14 protein-coding genes are annotated in these 18,344 nt (G+C 53.9%); 4 read left to right on the top strand and 10 right to left on the bottom strand.

Annotation, left to right across the window (positions count from 1 at the left end; all coding sequences use genetic code 11):
• The 4 genes from JSN25_RS20215 to glpA form a co-directional block, all read right to left on the bottom strand.
• Nucleotides 1-143: Rpn family recombination-promoting nuclease/putative transposase (locus tag JSN25_RS20215; protein ID WP_204525754.1), on the bottom strand; the 143-nt coding region annotated here is incomplete at its 3' end.
• A 183-nt stretch (nt 144-326) separates the two neighbouring features.
• Nucleotides 327-1,517 carry an anaerobic glycerol-3-phosphate dehydrogenase subunit GlpC gene (gene glpC, locus JSN25_RS20210; protein WP_038642250.1) on the bottom strand — a complete coding sequence of 397 codons (1,191 nt, stop codon included), beginning with the start codon at nt 1,515-1,517 and terminating at the stop codon, nt 327-329.
• A complete protein-coding gene (gene glpB / locus JSN25_RS20205) occupies nt 1,514-2,773 on the bottom strand; it encodes a glycerol-3-phosphate dehydrogenase subunit GlpB (RefSeq protein ID WP_110497358.1) in 1,260 nt (419 codons plus the stop codon). The genes glpC and glpB overlap by 4 nt, the downstream gene beginning before the upstream one ends.
• Entirely contained in the window at nt 2,763-4,391 is a 1,629-nt protein-coding gene (glpA, locus tag JSN25_RS20200; protein ID WP_038642246.1) for an anaerobic glycerol-3-phosphate dehydrogenase subunit A, read from the bottom strand. Before glpA ends, glpB begins: the two co-directional genes overlap by 11 nt.
• Nucleotides 4,392-4,661: 270 nt before the next feature.
• On the opposite strand from glpA, the gene glpT reads away from it, so the two are divergent.
• Nucleotides 4,662-6,020 carry a glycerol-3-phosphate transporter gene (gene glpT / locus JSN25_RS20195; protein ID WP_038642244.1) on the top strand — a complete coding sequence of 453 codons (1,359 nt, stop codon included), beginning with the start codon at nt 4,662-4,664 and terminating at the stop codon, nt 6,018-6,020.
• A 3-nt stretch (nt 6,021-6,023) separates the two neighbouring features.
• Nucleotides 6,024-7,091, top strand: a complete 1,068-nt coding sequence (gene glpQ, locus JSN25_RS20190; RefSeq protein ID WP_038642242.1) for a glycerophosphodiester phosphodiesterase — start codon at nt 6,024-6,026, stop codon at nt 7,089-7,091.
• A gap of 60 nt (nt 7,092-7,151) precedes the next feature.
• On the opposite strand, the gene JSN25_RS20185 is transcribed toward glpQ, so the two are convergent.
• Nucleotides 7,152-8,030, bottom strand: a complete 879-nt coding sequence (locus JSN25_RS20185; RefSeq protein WP_069323403.1) for a LysR family transcriptional regulator — start codon at nt 8,028-8,030, stop codon at nt 7,152-7,154.
• A 161-nt stretch (nt 8,031-8,191) separates the two neighbouring features.
• Here JSN25_RS20185 and JSN25_RS20180 point away from each other — a divergent pair, with 161 nt between their 5' ends.
• The gene (locus JSN25_RS20180) at nt 8,192-9,382 is read left to right on the top strand and encodes an MFS transporter (RefSeq protein ID WP_038642238.1); all 1,191 of its coding nucleotides are present in this window, start codon (nt 8,192-8,194) and stop codon (nt 9,380-9,382) included.
• A gap of 3 nt (nt 9,383-9,385) precedes the next feature.
• On the opposite strand, the gene yfaE is transcribed toward JSN25_RS20180, so the two are convergent.
• The 4 genes from yfaE to ubiG all read right to left on the bottom strand — a co-directional run bounded on the left by yfaE (nt 9,386) and on the right by ubiG (nt 14,316).
• Entirely contained in the window at nt 9,386-9,640 is a 255-nt protein-coding gene (gene yfaE / locus JSN25_RS20175; protein WP_038642236.1) for a ferredoxin-like diferric-tyrosyl radical cofactor maintenance protein YfaE, read from the bottom strand.
• Nucleotides 9,640-10,770 (bottom strand): class Ia ribonucleoside-diphosphate reductase subunit beta, encoded by a 1,131-nt coding sequence (gene nrdB, locus JSN25_RS20170; protein ID WP_003027605.1) that lies wholly within the window; start codon nt 10,768-10,770, stop codon nt 9,640-9,642. Before nrdB ends, yfaE begins: the two co-directional genes overlap by 1 nt.
• Before the next feature lie 111 nt (nt 10,771-10,881).
• The gene (gene nrdA / locus JSN25_RS20165; RefSeq protein WP_204525293.1) at nt 10,882-13,167 is read right to left on the bottom strand and encodes a class 1a ribonucleoside-diphosphate reductase subunit alpha; all 2,286 of its coding nucleotides are present in this window, start codon (nt 13,165-13,167) and stop codon (nt 10,882-10,884) included.
• A gap of 420 nt (nt 13,168-13,587) precedes the next feature.
• Nucleotides 13,588-14,316 (bottom strand): bifunctional 2-polyprenyl-6-hydroxyphenol methylase/3-demethylubiquinol 3-O-methyltransferase UbiG, encoded by a 729-nt coding sequence (gene ubiG, locus JSN25_RS20160; protein WP_038642230.1) that lies wholly within the window; start codon nt 14,314-14,316, stop codon nt 13,588-13,590.
• 158 nt (nt 14,317-14,474) lie between these two features.
• Between ubiG and gyrA the strand changes: the two genes are divergently transcribed.
• Nucleotides 14,475-17,111, top strand: a complete 2,637-nt coding sequence (gene gyrA / locus JSN25_RS20155; RefSeq protein WP_087857376.1) for a DNA topoisomerase (ATP-hydrolyzing) subunit A — start codon at nt 14,475-14,477, stop codon at nt 17,109-17,111.
• Between the two features lie 42 nt (nt 17,112-17,153).
• On the opposite strand, the gene JSN25_RS20150 is transcribed toward gyrA, so the two are convergent.
• Nucleotides 17,154-18,338 carry an acetyl-CoA C-acetyltransferase gene (locus JSN25_RS20150; RefSeq protein WP_085047839.1) on the bottom strand — a complete coding sequence of 395 codons (1,185 nt, stop codon included), beginning with the start codon at nt 18,336-18,338 and terminating at the stop codon, nt 17,154-17,156.
• Nucleotides 18,339-18,344 lie beyond the last annotated feature (6 nt).

The raw sequence follows: 18,344 nt of genomic DNA, 5'->3' as shown, positions 1-18,344 counted from the left end.
TCCAGCTTCAGCGTTTGCAAATCGCACATTTCACGTAATGCTGGAGGAAGGTGAATATCCAGAAAATCCCGAGCCATCTCAGGGTAAGACATTATCTTCTTAAAAACGGCATCATGCGGTGTAGCGGTGGTTGATTCATCCATGGTAGTCCGTCACCTGAAGGAGAAGATGGCATGACGGTACTCACTTTTAATCAGAGCTGCATTGGGGGATTTGTCTATTTGCGTGAGTGAATCAGAGATAAATACGCCCGATTGCAACGTATTCAGATAGGCGGAACAGAGTACGCAAAAATGCCCGGTAACAAACGCCACCGGGCAACAGAGTTAACCTAATGCTTTGGCAAGCAGGGTGATCGGATGTTCACAGCGAAGGCTTGTAGACATCTCTATCTGCCATTTACAGGTTTCACAGTCGGTGACAACGATATCGGCACCGCTTTCTTCTATCTGGCGGAATAACGGTGCGCCAATCGATTGTGACGTCGGGTAGTTTTCCTTTTTAAAGCCGTATGTTCCGGCGATTCCGCAACACTGAGAATCTAACACCGTCAGCTCCAGTCCCGGAATTTGGCGCAGCAGCTCCAGCGTGTAGAGCGTCCAGCCCATTTTCTCCATATGGCAAGGCGTGTGATAGACCACTTTCAGCGGTAGCGTCTTCAGCGGCAACGTTTTGCCTTCATCCAGCTTGCGCCACAGCCAGCGGGTCGCCAGCTCAATATGTTCGCGCAGGCCGGTGTTGTCGACGTCCAGCACTTCCGGGTACTCATCGCGGAGTGCAAAGGTACAGGTTGATGAGGTGGCGATCACCGGAATACCTTTCCCGTCAATTGCTTCCCTGAGCGAGGCCACGTTGCTGACCGCCTGTTTGCGCGCTTTATCGGTAAAGCCGTTGGCGATCAGCGGTACGCCGCAGCATTTCTCTTTGCTCAGCAGCTGTACGCCGGTTCCCATGGCGTTCAGGACCTTGATCAGGTCTTTGCCGAGTTGCGGATGGTTGTAATTAACAAAACAGCCGTGGAAAAAGGCGACCTGCTCCGGATACTGCGCCTGCTGTGCGGCAACGCTGCGATACCAGCGGCGGAACGTACCAAAGGAGTATTTCGGCAGCGTACGGCGATGGTCGATTTTCAGCGCGTAGTCCAGCAACTGGCGTACCGGTTTCAGCGAGGTGGCGGTATTCACTATCGGCGCGAACGGGGTGGATACACTTCCCATTAAATCCGTATGGCTTAAAACAAAATTACGCAGCGATGGACGCGTAGTGTCATATTTGGCGCGCGCACGCTGGATGATATCGCCAATTTTCACATCTGACGGACACGCCACTTCGCAGCGCTTACAGTTGATGCAGTATTTCAGCGCATCGTCGTATAACGCGCCATCTTTCAGACGCAGACGCTCGCCGTCCGGTCCGGCCTGTTTTGGGCCAGGGTAGCCCGGATTGACGCGGCTTACCGGGCAGGCGGTGGTGCACACCGTGCACTTGATACAACTTTCAAAACGTGTGTCGCTCATTGCTGTCCTCCTGCACGTTTCGCAATGTCATGTGCGGCGTGTAAGGCGCTGACTGCGCATACGCCGCCTCCGCAACCCTCGGCAATAGGGTCAAAACCACCGAGAACAGAACCGATGGCATACATGTTCTCTACCGTTTTCCCCGCCAGCGACGGGCGCAAAGTGGCATCGGTTGTGACGCCAAACTGTTGCCACGGTTGCGGATCGAAGACATCACGCTGATACCACTCGGCGCGGGTGGCGGTTTGCTGTACATCCAGTCCGAGGATCGGTTCGTGAATGGCCTCGCGCGTGGCGACCAGACCGCTGCTAAAAAAGCTGCCGCTGGCGAGCACGGCGAAGCGTGGACGCAACGGGATATCGGCATGGTTACGGGTCCAGACTTCATTGACGACGCCATCCTGACAGGTGATTTTCTTCACTTCATCACCCGGCATCCAGACACCGCCCTGGCGTACAAACTGGCGCTGTAATTTGTTGTGCAGACGCATACCCAGTACCGAAGGCGGTAGAGTCGGTAACAGCGTCAACGAGCAGGGAAGGCGCTCGTTAAGCCAGTGCCAAAGGCGCTCATCCGCCAGGCCGAAACAGGCTGGCATAATAATCATGTCGCAGGTTTTTGCCAGTGGCAGTAAAGCATCATAGAGCAGCGACCATTTATCTTCGTTGTCCAGCAGGCGCGCAATATTGACAGCGCGAAACTCGGTTGGATTATCACGTAGGACATCCAGTTCAGGCAGATCGATTTCCGCCGTCTCGACGCTGAGATTGCGCTGGCGCAGCGAGGCCGCGGCGAGATGCGCCTGAAAATCCAGTAAACCGCTGATACCGACAACGCAGATACGCTGTGCGGACAGTGGCCACACCGGAACTTCTGGGGAACTTAACCAGGTTGAGCGCAGGGTTCCCAACGGGGTTACGCGTTGATGTGACTGGTGTACTTTGCCCTGCAAATGCGTTCCGCATTCTTCCAGCAGATCCTGCGCCTGCTGGGCAAGATCCAGGACGTTCTGTGTTCCGATGATGCTATACGGATGCGTGGGCGCCTGAGTACGCAGCGCATTCAGACCGGCTTCTATCTCCATCACCGGTTGACCATCGGGCAAGTTGCTGAGCAAATCCAGTGAGCCGGAGGAAAAATGCAAGGCGCTTTGGCCGCGCGTGACAATCGTACAGCGCAACCCGCTTTTTTGCAGTTGCAGGCCGCACAGCAGTCCTGCCAGGCCGCCGCCGATAATGACGGTATCAAATTTCATCCTGGTGCTCCTTTTCCAGACCGCACAATCCCTGATAGACCCAGCGCGTGAATTCGCTTTCGCGCAGCGCGTCGCCCCAGGCGATAGGCTGCACGCCTTTCCAGCGCTCGTTGAGGAAATCGGAAAGCTGGGTAATAGATTGCGCAGCGGTGGTGACATTAAAACGTTGCAGCAAACCTGCGGCGCGGCAGGCGCACAATTCGCCCTGGCAGGTCCCCATACCAACGCGGGTACGGCGACGTAAATCCAGCAGACTGTTGACGGTTAAATTCTCGACGGCGTATTGCACTTCGCCCGCAGTGACCGCTTCACATTCACAGACCAGGCTACGGTGCTGACGACCTTCGCTAAGCCATGCCGGGGTGCGATCGCCGTGACGGTAGACCGCCGAACCGCGCAACGGCGCGGGCAAAGAAATTACGCGTTTCAGCGTGTGCTCGGTGGATTCCTGCGAGCCGGGCAGCGCGGTGTCTGCTGTGGTGCAAGGTTGAGAATTGCCCAGCTTACGGCAAACGGCATCGGTGGCCCATTCCGCCATCAGACGGTAGGTCATCAGTTTGCCGCCAGTAATGGTGATAAACCCATCCAGTCCGTCACGTTCAGCGTGATCGAACAGCACAATACCGCGGCTGACGTTACGACCGCTTGGATCGTCGTCGCTGGCGACCAGCGGTCGCACACCGGAGTAGGCGCGTAAAATGCGTGTTTTCGCCATAATCGGCGCCAGTTTCTCACCTTCGCGCAGCAGAATATCGACCTCTTCTGCGGTGACGCGGTTGCTGTCGATATCGTCGTAATCAATGTGCTGCGAGGTGGTACCAATGAGCGAAATGGTATCGCCAGGCACCAGAATATCGGCGTCAGAGGGTTTACGGCAGCGGTTAATGACATGCTGGTTTATGCGATGATCCATAATCAGCAGCGATCCTTTGGCCGGGAACATCCGGATACTCAGATCGGCATATTCGGCAATGCGCTGGCCCCAGATCCCGGCGGCATTCACCACCACCGGCGCATGCAGGGACTGCATCTCACCCGTCAGATGATTGCGCACGTTAACGCCGCAAACCGTTGTCCCTTCGCGAATCAGCCCCGTCACTTCATGGGCCGTTAAGATAACCGCGCCATGCTCACGCGCATCCAGCATGTTGGCGGCGGTTAAGCGGAAGGGATCGACCGTACCGTCCGGCACTTTGACCGCGCCAATCAGCTGTGGGTTGACGGAGGGTTCGATAATGCGCGCCTGCTGAGGGTCAATCGCTTCTGCGCGAATACCGGCCTCTTCACAGGCGCGAATGAAGGTAGCCTGGAAGGAGAGCTCATCCTCCGGCAGGGTAATAAACAGACCGTCCGTCGGCTCAACGCAATGACGGGCGATACGTTTCAGAATCTGGTTTTCGCTGATGCACTCACGGGCAGATTCAGCGTCGGTGACGGCGTAGCGCGCACCGCTGTGCAGCAGGCCATGGTTACGTCCGGTCGCGCCCGTGGCGATATCGTGGCGTTCCACTAAGATGACGCGCAACCCGCGCAGCGCACAGTCGCGTGCGATCCCTGCACCTGTTGCTCCTCCACCAATGATAATCACGTCACTTGTTTGCGAGTCGCGAGTTTTCATTGTTTTTCCTCACAGTTCGTTTTTTATCATTTAGCCACATAAAAAACATGGATTGTTTGATTTCGCGCATAATCGCTCATTATTCGAAAATGAAACGTGATTTCGTGCGCCTTTATGAACATTTGTCATAAATCTGTAACAATTTGTGCTGCGTTTCACATTTTTGTTAGGTATCTTTCCTTAACATCGCGGCCACACTGGAAGCGGTAGGGTAGTAATGACGAACTGCAGTGTTTACTTCGAATGAAAGACGGCCACGGAGGCTACGCTATGTTGAGTATTTTTAAACCAGCGCCACATAAGGCGCGTTTGCCTGCTACGGAGATCGACCCGACATATCGTCGATTGCGTTGGCAGATTTTCCTGGGGATTTTCTTTGGTTATGCCGCGTACTATCTGGTACGTAAGAACTTTGCCCTGGCGATGCCATATCTGGTTGAGCAGGGTTTCTCTCGCGGCGATCTGGGTTTTGCCTTGTCCGGTATCTCCATCGCTTACGGATTTTCGAAATTCATCATGGGGTCCGTTTCGGATCGCTCGAATCCGCGCGTTTTCCTGCCAGCAGGTTTGATTCTGGCTGCCGCAGTGATGTTGTTTATGGGCTTTGTGCCGTGGGCGACATCGAGCATTGCGATTATGTTTGTGCTGCTGTTCCTCTGCGGATGGTTCCAGGGGATGGGGTGGCCGCCGTGTGGCCGTACCATGGTGCACTGGTGGTCGCAGAAAGAACGTGGCGGCATTGTTTCCGTCTGGAACTGTGCGCACAACGTGGGCGGCGGTCTGCCTCCTCTGCTGTTCCTGCTCGGTATGGCCTGGTTCAATGACTGGAAAGCGGCGCTGTATATGCCTGCTTTCGGTGCGATTGTGGTTGCGCTGTTCGCCTTTGCGATGATGCGCGATACGCCGCAGTCTTGCGGTCTGCCGCCTATCGAAGAGTATAAGAACGACTACCCGGATGATTACAACGAGAAAGCCGAAGAAGAGCTGACCGCCAAGCAGATCTTCATGCAGTACGTACTGCCAAACAAACTGTTGTGGTACATCGCTATCGCCAACGTGTTCGTTTATCTGCTGCGCTACGGCATCCTGGACTGGTCACCAACCTACCTGAAAGAAGTGAAGCATTTCGCACTCGATAAATCATCCTGGGCCTACTTCCTGTATGAATACGCGGGTATTCCAGGCACGCTGCTGTGTGGTTGGATGTCGGATAAAGTCTTCCGTGGCAACCGTGGCGCGACCGGCGTGTTCTTTATGACGCTGGTGACTATCGCGACCATCGTTTACTGGATGAACCCGGCAGGTAACCCGAACGTTGATATGGCTTGTATGATTATCATCGGCTTCCTGATCTACGGCCCGGTCATGTTGATCGGTCTGCACGCGCTGGAACTGGCGCCGAAAAAAGCGGCGGGCACGGCGGCAGGCTTTACCGGACTGTTCGGTTATCTCGGCGGTTCTGTGGCGGCGAGCGCCATTGTCGGCTACACCGTTGACTTCTTCGGCTGGGACGGCGGCTTTATGGTGATGATTGGCGGTAGCGTGCTGGCGGTCATTCTGCTGGTGGTCGTCATGATTGGTGAAAAACGTCACCACGAAGAAGTACAGCTGAAACGTAACGGGGGCTAATTAATGAAAACCACATTGAAAAGTCTCAGCGTGGCGCTGATGCTGGCTGGTATGGTCGTTAGCAGCGCGGCGGTCGCCGCCGATAAAATCGTGATTGCGCATCGTGGGGCAAGCGGTTATTTACCGGAGCATACGCTGCCCGCGAAAGCGATGGCCTATGCTCAGGGCGCGGATTATCTGGAGCAGGATTTGGTAATGACCAAGGATGACCATCTGGTCGTCCTGCATGACCACTACCTGGACCGCGTCACCGATGTCGCTGAGCGTTTTCCAAATCGTGCGCGTAAAGATGGACGTTATTACGCCATCGACTTTACGCTGGACGAGATCAAATCGCTGAAATTTACCGAAGGCTTTGATATCGAGAATGGCAAAAAGGTACAGACTTACCCTGGGCGCTTCCCGATGGGTAAATCTGATTTCCGCGTGCACACCTTCGAAGAAGAGATAGAGTTCGTTCAGGGACTGAATCATTCAACCGGTAAAAACATCGGCATTTACCCGGAAATGAAGGCGCCGTGGTTCCATCACCAGGAAGGGAAGGACATCGCAGCGAAAACGCTGGAAGTGCTGAAAAAGTACGGGTATACCAGCAAAAACGACAAGGTTTACCTACAGTGTTTTGATGTCGCGGAGTTAAAGCGCATTAAAAATGAACTGGAACCAAAGATGGGGATGGATCTCAATCTGGTGCAGTTGATTGCGTACACTGACTGGAATGAAACCCAGGAGAAAAAGCCGGACGGTAGTTGGGTTAATTACAACTATGACTGGATGTTTAAACCGGGTGCCATGAAGCAGGTGGCGCAGTATGCGGACGGCATTGGGCCGGACTACCACATGCTGGTTGATGAGAAGTCGAAAAAAGGCAATATCTCGTTAACTGGCATGGTTCAGGACGCGCATCAGAACAAGATGGTGGTGCATCCTTATACTGTTCGTGCCGATCAGCTACCGGATTACACTACTGACGTAAACCAACTGTATGACATTCTGTATAACAAGGCGGGCGTTGACGGGTTGTTCACCGACTTCCCCGACAAAGCAGTGAAATTCCTGAATAAAGAGTAATGGCACAAGGCCTGTGATGCACCTCCGGTCACAGGCCTTATTGGATAACGTTATAAACTGTTAGATAAGGCCGTCTGCTGTCAACGTTTCCATACAAGCCTGCAGGAGAAATAAAGGGCTGCCGTCCACCGGCGGCTCTTTTGCCAGTAACGATATCTGTCGATAGAACGTCGGCTCCAGCGCCACCGAGCGTATCTCCCCGCCAACGGCTTTCAGCGTTAACTCCGGTAATAACGCAATACCCAGCCCCTGACGAATAAAACTCATCGCGGTATCCGGATGGTTAAATTCGTATTTAATAACCGGCTCGATACCCTTCTCTTTAAATAACGTCATGATGCTTAATTCATAGCGACCTTTACTGATAATCAGCGGTTCTCCCACCAGTTGTTCAACCGTAACCGCGGTATTGGCTGCCAGAGGATGGCTTTCGGGAACCACAACGGTAAATTTATCGCGATAGACCGGTACGCAGTACATGCCGCTCACCGGAAAATGCACAAATCCGGCATCAATGTCCCCACTGCGCAGGGAATCAACGATCGCCGTGCTGTTCTCTTCGAAGGGAATGATTTTGATGTGCGGATGATGCTGCTCGAAGTGGTGGATAATGCCCGGTAAAATGCAGGCGCAGGCGCTGGGAAAGCAGCCGATGCGCAGGGTTCGGGCTGGGTTTTTTCGCTCCTGCTCGGCAATCTCTTTCACCGCGTTGGTTTCTGCAACGATCATGCGCAGGTGCGGAACGATCCGCCTTCCAACCGGGGTGAGCTGAATGTCTTTACGGCGCTCGCGGATAAGACATTCGACTCCCAACTCTTCTTCAAGCGCCGAAATGGCCTGGCTCACAGCGGATTGGGTCATATACAACCGCTTACTGGCTTCGGTAAAACCGCCGCATTCAAGCACGGTAAGCAGGGCGTGGATCTGGGTTAATGTCATTAGTTCCTTCTAATTAACAATATTAAAACGATTAATTTCTCTAATATGATGAATCTGTTTACACTTGCGGTCTACCGTATAAATCACATTTTGACGCACCTCTCCGTTGCTCAGTTGAGCTGAGCGTTGCCTGCGTGCGCCGTCTGGACAGGCTGTCGAATATGAAAGAAAAACTGTGGACGAAAGATTTTTGGGCAATCACGATAATTAGCTTCATTATATTCTTTGTGTTTTATGTCCTGCTCACGTTATTACCGATCTATATTTCGGATCGCCTGCACGCCACGCCAGATAAAGCCGGCTTATTGGTCACCTTCTTTTTAGGCGCCGCAATTGTTGTGCGTCCGTTCGCCGGGCAATGGGTGGGGAAATATTCGAATAAAACGATTCTGGTGCTCTCTTCTCTGGCCTTTTTGGTTGTCACTGCGCTGTATCCTGTTTGCCACTCAATTGAATCGCTGCTGTTTATTCGGGTGCTTCATGGGGTGACGTTTGGCGTCATTACCACGGTAAAAGGAACGATTTCCGCGCGGCTGATACCGGCCTCCCGACGTGGGGAGGGCATCAGTTTTTTCTCTTTGGCCATGGGACTGGCAATGGTTGTGGGGCCGTGGGTAGGGCTGAATATGGCACGCTGGGAAGCTTTTACCACCGCATTCTGGCTGTGTAGCGCGGTTGCCGTACTGGGTATTATCCTGTCATTGATCGTCGCCGTACCGCCGGTCATCCGTCATGCCGACGGCTCAAAACCGAAGCTGGGATTTGCGGCAATGTTTGATCGCGCCGCGCTGCCTTTCGCGATGGTGACGTTTTTCATGACTTTCTCCTATGCGGGTGTTTCTGCTTTTCTCGCGCTGTATGCGCGCGAGTTGGATCTGATGGCCGCCGCCAGTAATTTCCTGTTGTGCTACGCCATTTGTCTGATGATCTGTCGAACCTTTACCGGCAACATTTGTGATAAAAAGGGGCCGAAATACGTGGTATATCCGTGTTTGCTGGCCTTTACCATCGGACTGGTGGCGCTTGGCTACACCAACGGCAGTATCATGATGATTATTGCCGGGGGATTAATCGGCATTGGTTACGGCTCAGTCACGCCGGTATTCCAGACACAAATTATTAGCTCGGTGGAGCCGCATAAAATTGGCATCGCCAATTCGCTTTTCTTCAATGCGATGGATGCGGGAATGGCGATCGGCGCGTTCATTATGGGGATGATGGTCGAGGGCGTGGGCTATCGGGCGATTTATCTGGTAGGGGCCCTGCTGGTGGTTTTAGCCGGGGCGCTGTACATTGCGCAGATGAAGCGCCGCGGGGCGATGCCGTTAGTTAGCGCACACGAAGTGCACTAACCGTTACAGCTCGATTTCAATATCGCCTTTTGCCCGGCAACAGCAGGGCAATATTTCGCCCGGCTGAATAAAGGCCAGAGGTTCGGCGATCCAGTCCACCTGTCCCGCCACCAGGCGGGTACGGCAGGAACCACAGTAACCCTCACGACACTGGTATTCGACTTCAACATTGTGCGATTCGAGTGCGGCAAGCAGGGAGGGGTGTTCATCCTGGCACAGCAGCTGTGTGCCAGAGATGCGCAGAGTAACGCGGCCCATCAGAGCTGGAAGTTACTCAGATCGTCGGTATCAACCTCGGAGTCGATCTGGCCGACCAGATAGGAGCTGACTTCCACTTCCTGCGGCGCAACCTGTACGTTATCGGACACCAGCCAGGTGTTGATCCATGGGATCGGGTTAGAACGCGTCTGGAACGGCAGATCCAGCCCAACAGCCTGCATACGAATGTTGGTGATGTACTCAACGTACTGGCACAGAATATCTTTGTTCAGGCCGATCATCGAACCGTCACGGAACAGATAGTCCGCCCACTCTTTCTCTTGCAGCGCGGCCTGCACGAACAGGTCGTAGCACTCTTGCTTACATTCTTCTGCGATTTCCGCCATCTCTGGATCGTCTACACCGCTGCGCAGCAGGTTCAGCATGTGCTGTGTACCGGTCAGATGCAGGGCTTCGTCGCGGGCGATCAGACGAATAATTTTCGCGTTACCTTCCATCAGTTCACGTTCGGCGAAGGCGAAGGAGCAGGCGAAGCTGACGTAGAAGCGAATGGCTTCCAGCGCGTTCACGCTCATCAGGCACAGGTACAGCTTTTTCTTCAGCTCACGCAGGTTCACGACAACCGTTTTGCCATTAACTGTATGGGTGCCTTCACCGAGAAGATGCCAATAGCTGGTCATCTCGATCAATTCGTCATAGTAGCTGGAAATGCCTTCCGCGCGCTTCTGGATCTGCTCATTGGTGACGATATCGTCAAACACCACCGCCGGATCGTTCACGATGTTACGGATGATATGGGTATAAGAACGCGAGTGGATCGTTTCAGAAAACGCCCACGTTTCGACCCAGGTTTCCAGTTCAGGAATCGAGATTAACGGCAGCAGCGCGACGTTCGGGCTACGTCCCTGAATGGAGTCCAGCAGCGTCTGATACTTCAGGTTGCTGATGAAGATATGCTTTTCATGCTCCGGCAGCGCCTGGAAGTCGATGCGATCGCGGGAAACATCGACCTCTTCCGGACGCCAGAAGAAAGAGAGCTGCTTTTCGATCAGTTTTTCGAAGATGTCATATTTTTGCTGATCGTAGCGGGCGACGTTCACCGGCTGGCCGAAGAACATCGGTTCCAGAAGCTGATCATTTTTCGTCTGTGAAAAAGTGGTGTATGCCATTAATGTGAATCCTTTGTGGGATGAGCGCCGGATGTGGTACAAACACCTTATCCGGCCTACAAACCGTGCAATCGTAGGCCGGGTAAGCGTAGCGCCACCCGGCAATATTCATCAGATCTTACATGCGCCGCTTTCGCAGCCATCGTCCTGAATGGACGGCACCAGATCGTCCTGAGTATCTTCCGCGCCATCGCGGGTGTTCTGATAATACAGCGTTTTGACGCCAAATTTGTAGGCGGTGAGCAGGTCTTTCAGCAACTGCTGCATCGGCACTTTTCCTGATGGGAAACGCGTCGGATCATAGTTGGTGTTGGCGGAAATCGACTGATCGATAAACTTCTGCATGATACCTACCAGTTGCAGATAACCGTCGTTGCTCGGCATTTCCCACAGCAGTTCGTAGGCGTCGTGCAAGTGTTCGTAGTCCGGCACGACCTGACGCAGAATCCCATCTTTAGACGCTTTGATGCTCACGTAGCCGCGCGGTGGTTCAATACCGTTGGTCGCATTAGAGATCTGCGAAGAGGTTTCCGACGGCATCAGCGCAGAGAGCGTGGAGTTACGCAGGCCGTGCGTCTTGATGGACTCGCGMAACGCTTCCCAGTCCAGATGCAGCGGCTCGTCAGAGATAGCATCAAGGTCTTTTTTATAGGTATCGATCGGTAAAATACCCTGGGAGTAAGTTGTTTCGTTAAACCACGGGCACGCGCCTTGCTCGATAGCCAGCTCGTTAGAAGCTTTCAGCAGGTAATACTGAATGGCTTCGAAGGTTTTGTGGGTCAGGTTATTGGCGCTACCGTCAGAATAACGCTTACCGTTTTTCGCCAGCCAGTAGGCGTAGTTGATGACGCCAATACCCAGCGTACGACGGCCCATTGCGCCGCGTTTGGCGGCCGGGATTGGGTAATCCTGATAATCCAGCAGTGCATCCAGCGCGCGTACCGCCAGTACGGCCAGCTCTTCCAGCTCGTCCAGACTGTTGATAGCACCCAGGTTAAATGCGGATAGCGTACACAGCGCAATTTCGCCGTTTTCGTCGTTCACGTCGGTCAGTGGTTTGGTCGGCAGGGCGATTTCCAGACACAGGTTGGACTGGCGCACCGGCGCAACAACCGGATCAAACGGGCTGTGGGTGTTGCAGTGGTCAACGTTCTGAATGTAGATACGGCCGGTAGAGGCACGTTCCTGCATCATTAGGGAGAAAAGTTCAACCGCTTTCACGCGCTGTTTACGGATGCTGTCGTCGTTTTCATATTGGGTGTACAGACGTTCGAACTCGTCCTGGTCGGCGAAGAACGCATCATACAGGCCCGGGACGTCGGACGGGCTGAACAGGGTGATGTCACCGCCTTTCAGCAGACGGGTATACATCAGCTTGTTGATCTGCACGCCGTAGTCCATATGACGCACGCGGTTGCCTTCAACGCCGCGGTTGTTTTTCAGCACCAGCAGGCTTTCGACTTCCAGATGCCACATCGGGTAGAACAGGGTGGCCGCACCGCCGCGCACGCCGCCTTGCGAGCAGGATTTCACCGCGGTCTGGAAGTGCTTGTAGAACGGAATACAGCCAGTGTGGAACGCTTCACCGCCACGAATCGGGCTACCCAGCGCACGGATGCGGCCGGCGTTGATACCGATACCGGCGCGCTGAGAAACGTATTTCACAATAGCGCTGGAGGTGGCGTTGATGGAATCCAGGCTGTCGCCGCACTCGATCAGTACGCAGGAGCTGAACTGACGGGTTGGGGTACGCACGCCGGACATAATTGGCGTCGGCAGAGAAATTTTGAACGTTGAAACGGCATCGTAGAAACGTTTTACATATTGCAGACGCGTTTCACGCGGATAGTTAGAGAACAGGCAGGCCGCTACCAGAATGTAGAGGAACTGCGCGCTTTCATAAATCTCACCGGTGACACGGTTTTGCACCAGATATTTACCTTCTAACTGCTTCACCGCAGCGTAGGAGAAGGTCATATCACGGTCGTGTACGATGAACGAGTCCATCTGCTTGAACTCTTCTTCCGTGTAGTCTTCCAGCAGATGATTGTCGTATTTGCCCATTTCAACCATTTTCACGACATGGTCGTAAAGTGCAGGCGGTTCAAACTCGCCGTAGGCTTTTTTACGCAGGTGGAAAATGGCCAGGCGGGCAGCCAGGTACTGATAATCCGGTGCCTCGCGGGAGATCAGGTCGGCGGCTGCTTTGATGATCGTCTCATGGATATCGGACGTTTTGATACCGTCATAAAACTGAATATGAGAGCGCAGCTCGACCTGAGAAATCGATACGTTATTCAGTCCTTCTGCCGCCCAATCCAGAACTCGGTGGATTTTGTCGAGATTGATGCGCTCTGTACTACCATCACGCTTTGTCACCAGCAGACTCTGATTCATGTGGTTTTTTACCTGTCCGTGAAAGAAAAAATATCCCCCATATTATCCACAGAGTCATGTTGTGACTAAGTCTGTGGATAAATACTATATGTAGGGGTTGTTTGATAAAATAGACGCTATATGGTGAGTATTCTAGTAGGGATTCTTTTCAGCACAAGAGTTGATTTTGACGTTAAATTGAGGTTGCAAAAGGGTAAGAATCGCTAAGTGCGCGTCTTATAAGGCCTGGCGGGGATGTCAATAATTGAGAAAAAAAATAGAAAATTTGATCGAGTGCTGATTTCTTCATCTAAGGCGAAGAAAGTTCTTATGATCTGGCACAGGAATTGTAGGCCTGATAAGCGAAGCGCCATCAGGCCCTGTTCCTGTCAGCATGCCGAATAGCAGCGTTGGACGCCTTATCCGGCCTACAGGAAGCGGTTAATCAACGCTGGCAGTGGTATGGACCATATAGTTCACATCTACGCCCGGACCGAGTTTAAAGCTGTTGGTGATCGGGTTGTAATGCAGGCCGGTCATATGACGCTCTTTCAGCACGGTCTGATCTACCCACTGTAATAACTCTGCAGGCTTAATAAATTTTTTCACATCATGCGTGCCTTTCGGCACCATGCGCAAAATATATTCCGCTCCGACCACGGCCATCAGCCAGGATTTGCCGTTGCGGTTAAGCGTGGAGAAAAACACTTCGCCGCCCGGTTTGACCAGCCTGGCGCAGGCGCTGACCACCGACTGCGGGTCCGGCACGTGCTCCAGCATTTCCATGCAGGTCACCACGTCATACTGGTGCGCATGTTTTTCCGCGTGCTCTTCGACGGTTTCCTGGACGTACTCGACCTGGATACCGCTCTCCAGCGCATGCAGTTTTGCTACCTGTAACGGTTCAAAGCCCATATCCAGGCCCGTGACGGTTGCGCCTTCGCGCGCCATACTTTCCGCCAGAATGCCGCCGCCGCAGCCGACGTCGAGTACCTTTTTACCAAACAGGCCGCCTGAGCGCTCCGTGATGTAGCCCAGACGCAGCGGGTTAATGCGGTGCAGTGGCTTAAATTCCCCCTCAAGGTCCCACCAGCGTGACGCGACTGCTTCAAACTTGGCAATTTCTTCATGGTCAACGTTGTGACTTACCGGGGGTTTTTCGGCATTCATTGGGGCTTCTACTCCTAAATTTGCGATGCAAATGAGTATATCAGCCTGACGGGATGAATAAAGCCTCTGTCAGGGGGAATCCATTTACCTGAATCTGTGCGAATGTGTTATAATTTGCGACCTTTGAATCCGGGATACAGTAGAGGGATAGCGGTTAGATGAGCGACCTTGCGAGAGAAATTACACCGGTCAACATTGAGGAAGAGCTGAAGAGCTCATATCTGGATTATGCGATGTCGGTCATTGTTGGCCGTGCGCTGCCAGACGTCCGAGATGGCCTGAAACCGGTTCACCGTCGCGTACTTTACGCCATGAACGTATTGGGCAACGACTGGAATAAAGCCTATAAAAAATCTGCCCGTGTCGTTGGTGACGTAATCGGTAAATACCACCCTCATGGTGATACCGCCGTTTACGACACCATTGTTCGTATGGCGCAGCCATTCTCCTTGCGTTACATGCTGGTAGATGGTCAGGGTAACTTTGGTTCTGTCGATGGCGACTCCGCAGCGGCGATGCGTTATACGGAAATCCGTATGTCGAAAATCGCCCATGAGCTGATGGCTGACCTGGAAAAAGAAACGGTTGATTTCGTCGATAACTACGACGGCACCGAACAAATTCCTGACGTCATGCCGACCAAAATTCCTAACCTGCTGGTGAACGGTTCGTCCGGTATCGCGGTAGGTATGGCAACCAACATTCCGCCGCACAACCTGACGGAAGTGATCAACGGCTGTCTGGCATACATTGACGATGAAGACATCAGCATTGAAGGGCTGATGGAGCATATTCCGGGTCCGGACTTCCCGACCGCCGCGATCATTAACGGTCGTCGTGGTATCGAAGAAGCCTACCGTACCGGTCGCGGCAAAGTGTACATTCGCGCCCGCGCGGAAGTCGAAGCCGACGCCAAAACCGGCCGTGAAACCATCATCGTCCATGAAATTCCGTATCAGGTGAACAAAGCGCGCCTGATCGAGAAAATCGCCGAGCTGGTAAAAGACAAACGCGTTGAAGGCATCAGTGCGCTGCGTGACGAGTCTGATAAAGACGGTATGCGCATCGTGATTGAAGTGAAACGCGATGCGGTCGGGGAAGTGGTTCTGAACAACCTTTATTCCCAGACCCAACTGCAGGTTTCTTTCGGTATCAACATGGTTGCGCTGCACCATGGTCAACCGAAGATCATGAACCTGAAAGATATTATTGCCGCGTTTGTACGCCACCGTCGTGAAGTCGTAACGCGTCGTACTATCTTTGAACTGCGTAAAGCCCGCGACCGTGCGCATATCCTTGAAGCGTTGGCGATTGCGCTGGCGAACATTGACCCAATCATTGAACTGATCCGCCGCGCGCCGACCCCGGCAGAAGCGAAAGCTGCGTTGGTTGCGCGTTCTTGGGAGCTGGGTAACGTGTCCGCCATGCTGGAACGTGCCGGTGATGACGCCGCGCGTCCTGAATGGCTGGAGCCGGAATTTGGCGTGCGTGACGGTCAGTACTACCTGACTGAACAGCAGGCCCAGGCGATTCTGGATCTGCGTTTGCAGAAACTGACCGGCCTTGAGCATGAAAAACTGCTCGACGAATACAAAGAGCTGCTGGAGCAGATCGCTGAACTGCTGCATATTCTGGGCAGCGCAGATCGTCTGATGGAAGTTATCCGTGAAGAGATGGAGCTGATTCGCGAGCAGTTCGGCGACGAACGTCGTACCGAAATCACCGCCAACAGCGCTGACATCAATATCGAAGATCTGATTAGCCAGGAAGATGTTGTCGTGACCTTGTCTCATCAGGGCTACGTGAAATATCAGCCGTTAACCGATTACGAAGCACAGCGTCGTGGCGGTAAAGGCAAATCAGCAGCACGTATTAAAGAAGAAGACTTTATTGACCGCCTGCTGGTGGCCAACACCCATGACACGATCCTCTGCTTCTCCAGCCGTGGTCGTTTGTACTGGATGAAGGTTTATCAGTTGCCGGAAGCCAGCCGTGGCGCGCGTGGACGTCCAATCGTCAACCTGCTGCCATTGGAAGCGAACGAACGTATCACCGCTATTCTGCCGGTACGCGAGTACGAAGAAGGTGTGAACGTCTTTATGGCGACCGCCAGCGGTACCGTGAAGAAAACCGCGCTGACCGAGTTCAGCCGTCCGCGTTCCGCCGGTATCATTGCGGTTAACCTGAACGAAGGCGACGAGCTGATTGGCGTTGACCTGACGTCCGGTAGTGACGAAGTCATGCTGTTCTCTGCCGCGGGTAAAGTAGTGCGCTTTAAAGAAGATGCCGTTCGTGCGATGGGTCGTACCGCGACCGGCGTACGCGGTATCAAGCTGGCAGGCGAAGACAAAGTCGTTTCTCTGATTATTCCGCGCGGCGAAGGCGCTATCCTGACCGTGACGCAAAACGGCTACGGTAAGCGTACCGCGGCAGAAGAGTATCCGACCAAGTCTCGTGCGACTCAGGGCGTTATCTCCATCAAAGTGACCGAGCGCAACGGCTCTGTTGTTGGCGCGGTACAGGTTGAAGATACCGACCAGATCATGATGATCACCGATGCAGGTACGCTGGTGCGTACTCGCGTGTCGGAAATCAGCGTAGTAGGGCGTAACACCCAGGGCGTGATCCTCATCCGTACTGCGGAAGATGAAAACGTTGTGGGTCTGCAACGCGTTGCTGAGCCGGTTGATGATGAAGAACTCGACTCCATCGACGGAAGTGCCGCTGAGGGCGACGAGGATATCGCGCCTGAAGCAGAAACCGATGATGATGCAGCGGATGACGCTGACGAGTAATTGAGATGTTATGAAAAGGGCCGGAGAAATCCGGCCCTTTTTTTAATTCATGCGTTCCACAATCATTGCGATTCCCTGACCGCCGCCAATGCACAGCGTGGCAAGCCCAAGCGTTTGATCGCGTGCCTGTAGCGCATGCAGCAGCGTAACCAGAATTCGTGCGCCGCTGGCGCCAATAGGATGTCCCAGCGCAATGGCCCCGCCGTTGACGTTAACCTTTTGCGGATCGAACCCCAGCGTTTTGCCGACGGCAAGAAACTGCGCGGCAAATGCCTCGTTGGCTTCGATAAGATCGATATCGGACAGCTGCAGCCCGCTCAGCTGTAGCGCTTTTTGCGTGGCCGGAACCGGCCCCATCCCCATCATCGCCGGTGCCACGCCGCCGCTGGCCCAGGCTTTGATCCGCGCCAGCGGTTTCAGCCCTGCCGCCAGTGCCGCAGACTCTTCCATTACCACTAATGCCGCCGCACCGTCGTTGATCCCCGAAGCGTTGCCTGCGGTGACGGTTCCTGTTTTATCAAAGGCCGGGCGTAAGGCGGCGAGCCCTTCCGCCGTTGAGTCAGCTTTGGGGAACTCGTCGCGCTCAAAGATGATGGTTTTTTTACGGGACGACACGCTGACGGGCACGATTTCAGCCTCGAATGCGCCGGATGTGATGGCAGCCACGGCTTTACGTTGTGACTGCAGTGCCAGTTCATCCTGCATTTCGCGGCTGATGCCGTACTCTTTGGCGACATTTTCTGCGGTGATCCCCATGTGGTACCCATGCTCGGCGCAGATCAGGCCGTCGCGCAGAATAACGTCTGACAATTGCCCATCACCAAGACGATATCCCCAGCGGGCCTTTGCGTCTAACAGGTAGGGGGCCTGGCTCATGTTTTCCATCCCTCCCGCCACGATCGCCTGAGCTTGTCCTGCCTTAATTGCGAGGGCAGCAAGCGCTACGCTTTTCAGGCCCGAGCCGCACACTTTGTTGACGGTAAAGCCGCAAACGGTGTCGGACAGGCCGCTTTTTAACAATGCCTGACGCGCCGGATTTTGTCCGAGTCCTGACTGCAACACGTTGCCCATAATCACCTCGTCCACGCGTTGAGGGTCAAGGTGAGCACGCTCAAGGGCGGCTCTAATGACGGTGGCTCCAAGCTCGACGGCACCCGTTGTTGCCAGTGCGCCGTTAAAACTGCCGATTGCGGTACGTGCCGCGCTGACGATGACACAGTTTTTCATTTTTCA

This window comes from Citrobacter cronae (assembly GCF_016893685.1).
Classification (GTDB): Bacteria; Pseudomonadota; Gammaproteobacteria; order Enterobacterales; family Enterobacteriaceae; genus Citrobacter; species Citrobacter werkmanii.
The sequence above is the reverse complement of the archived record's forward strand: the minus strand, read 5'-3'. Positions and strand labels throughout refer to the sequence as shown.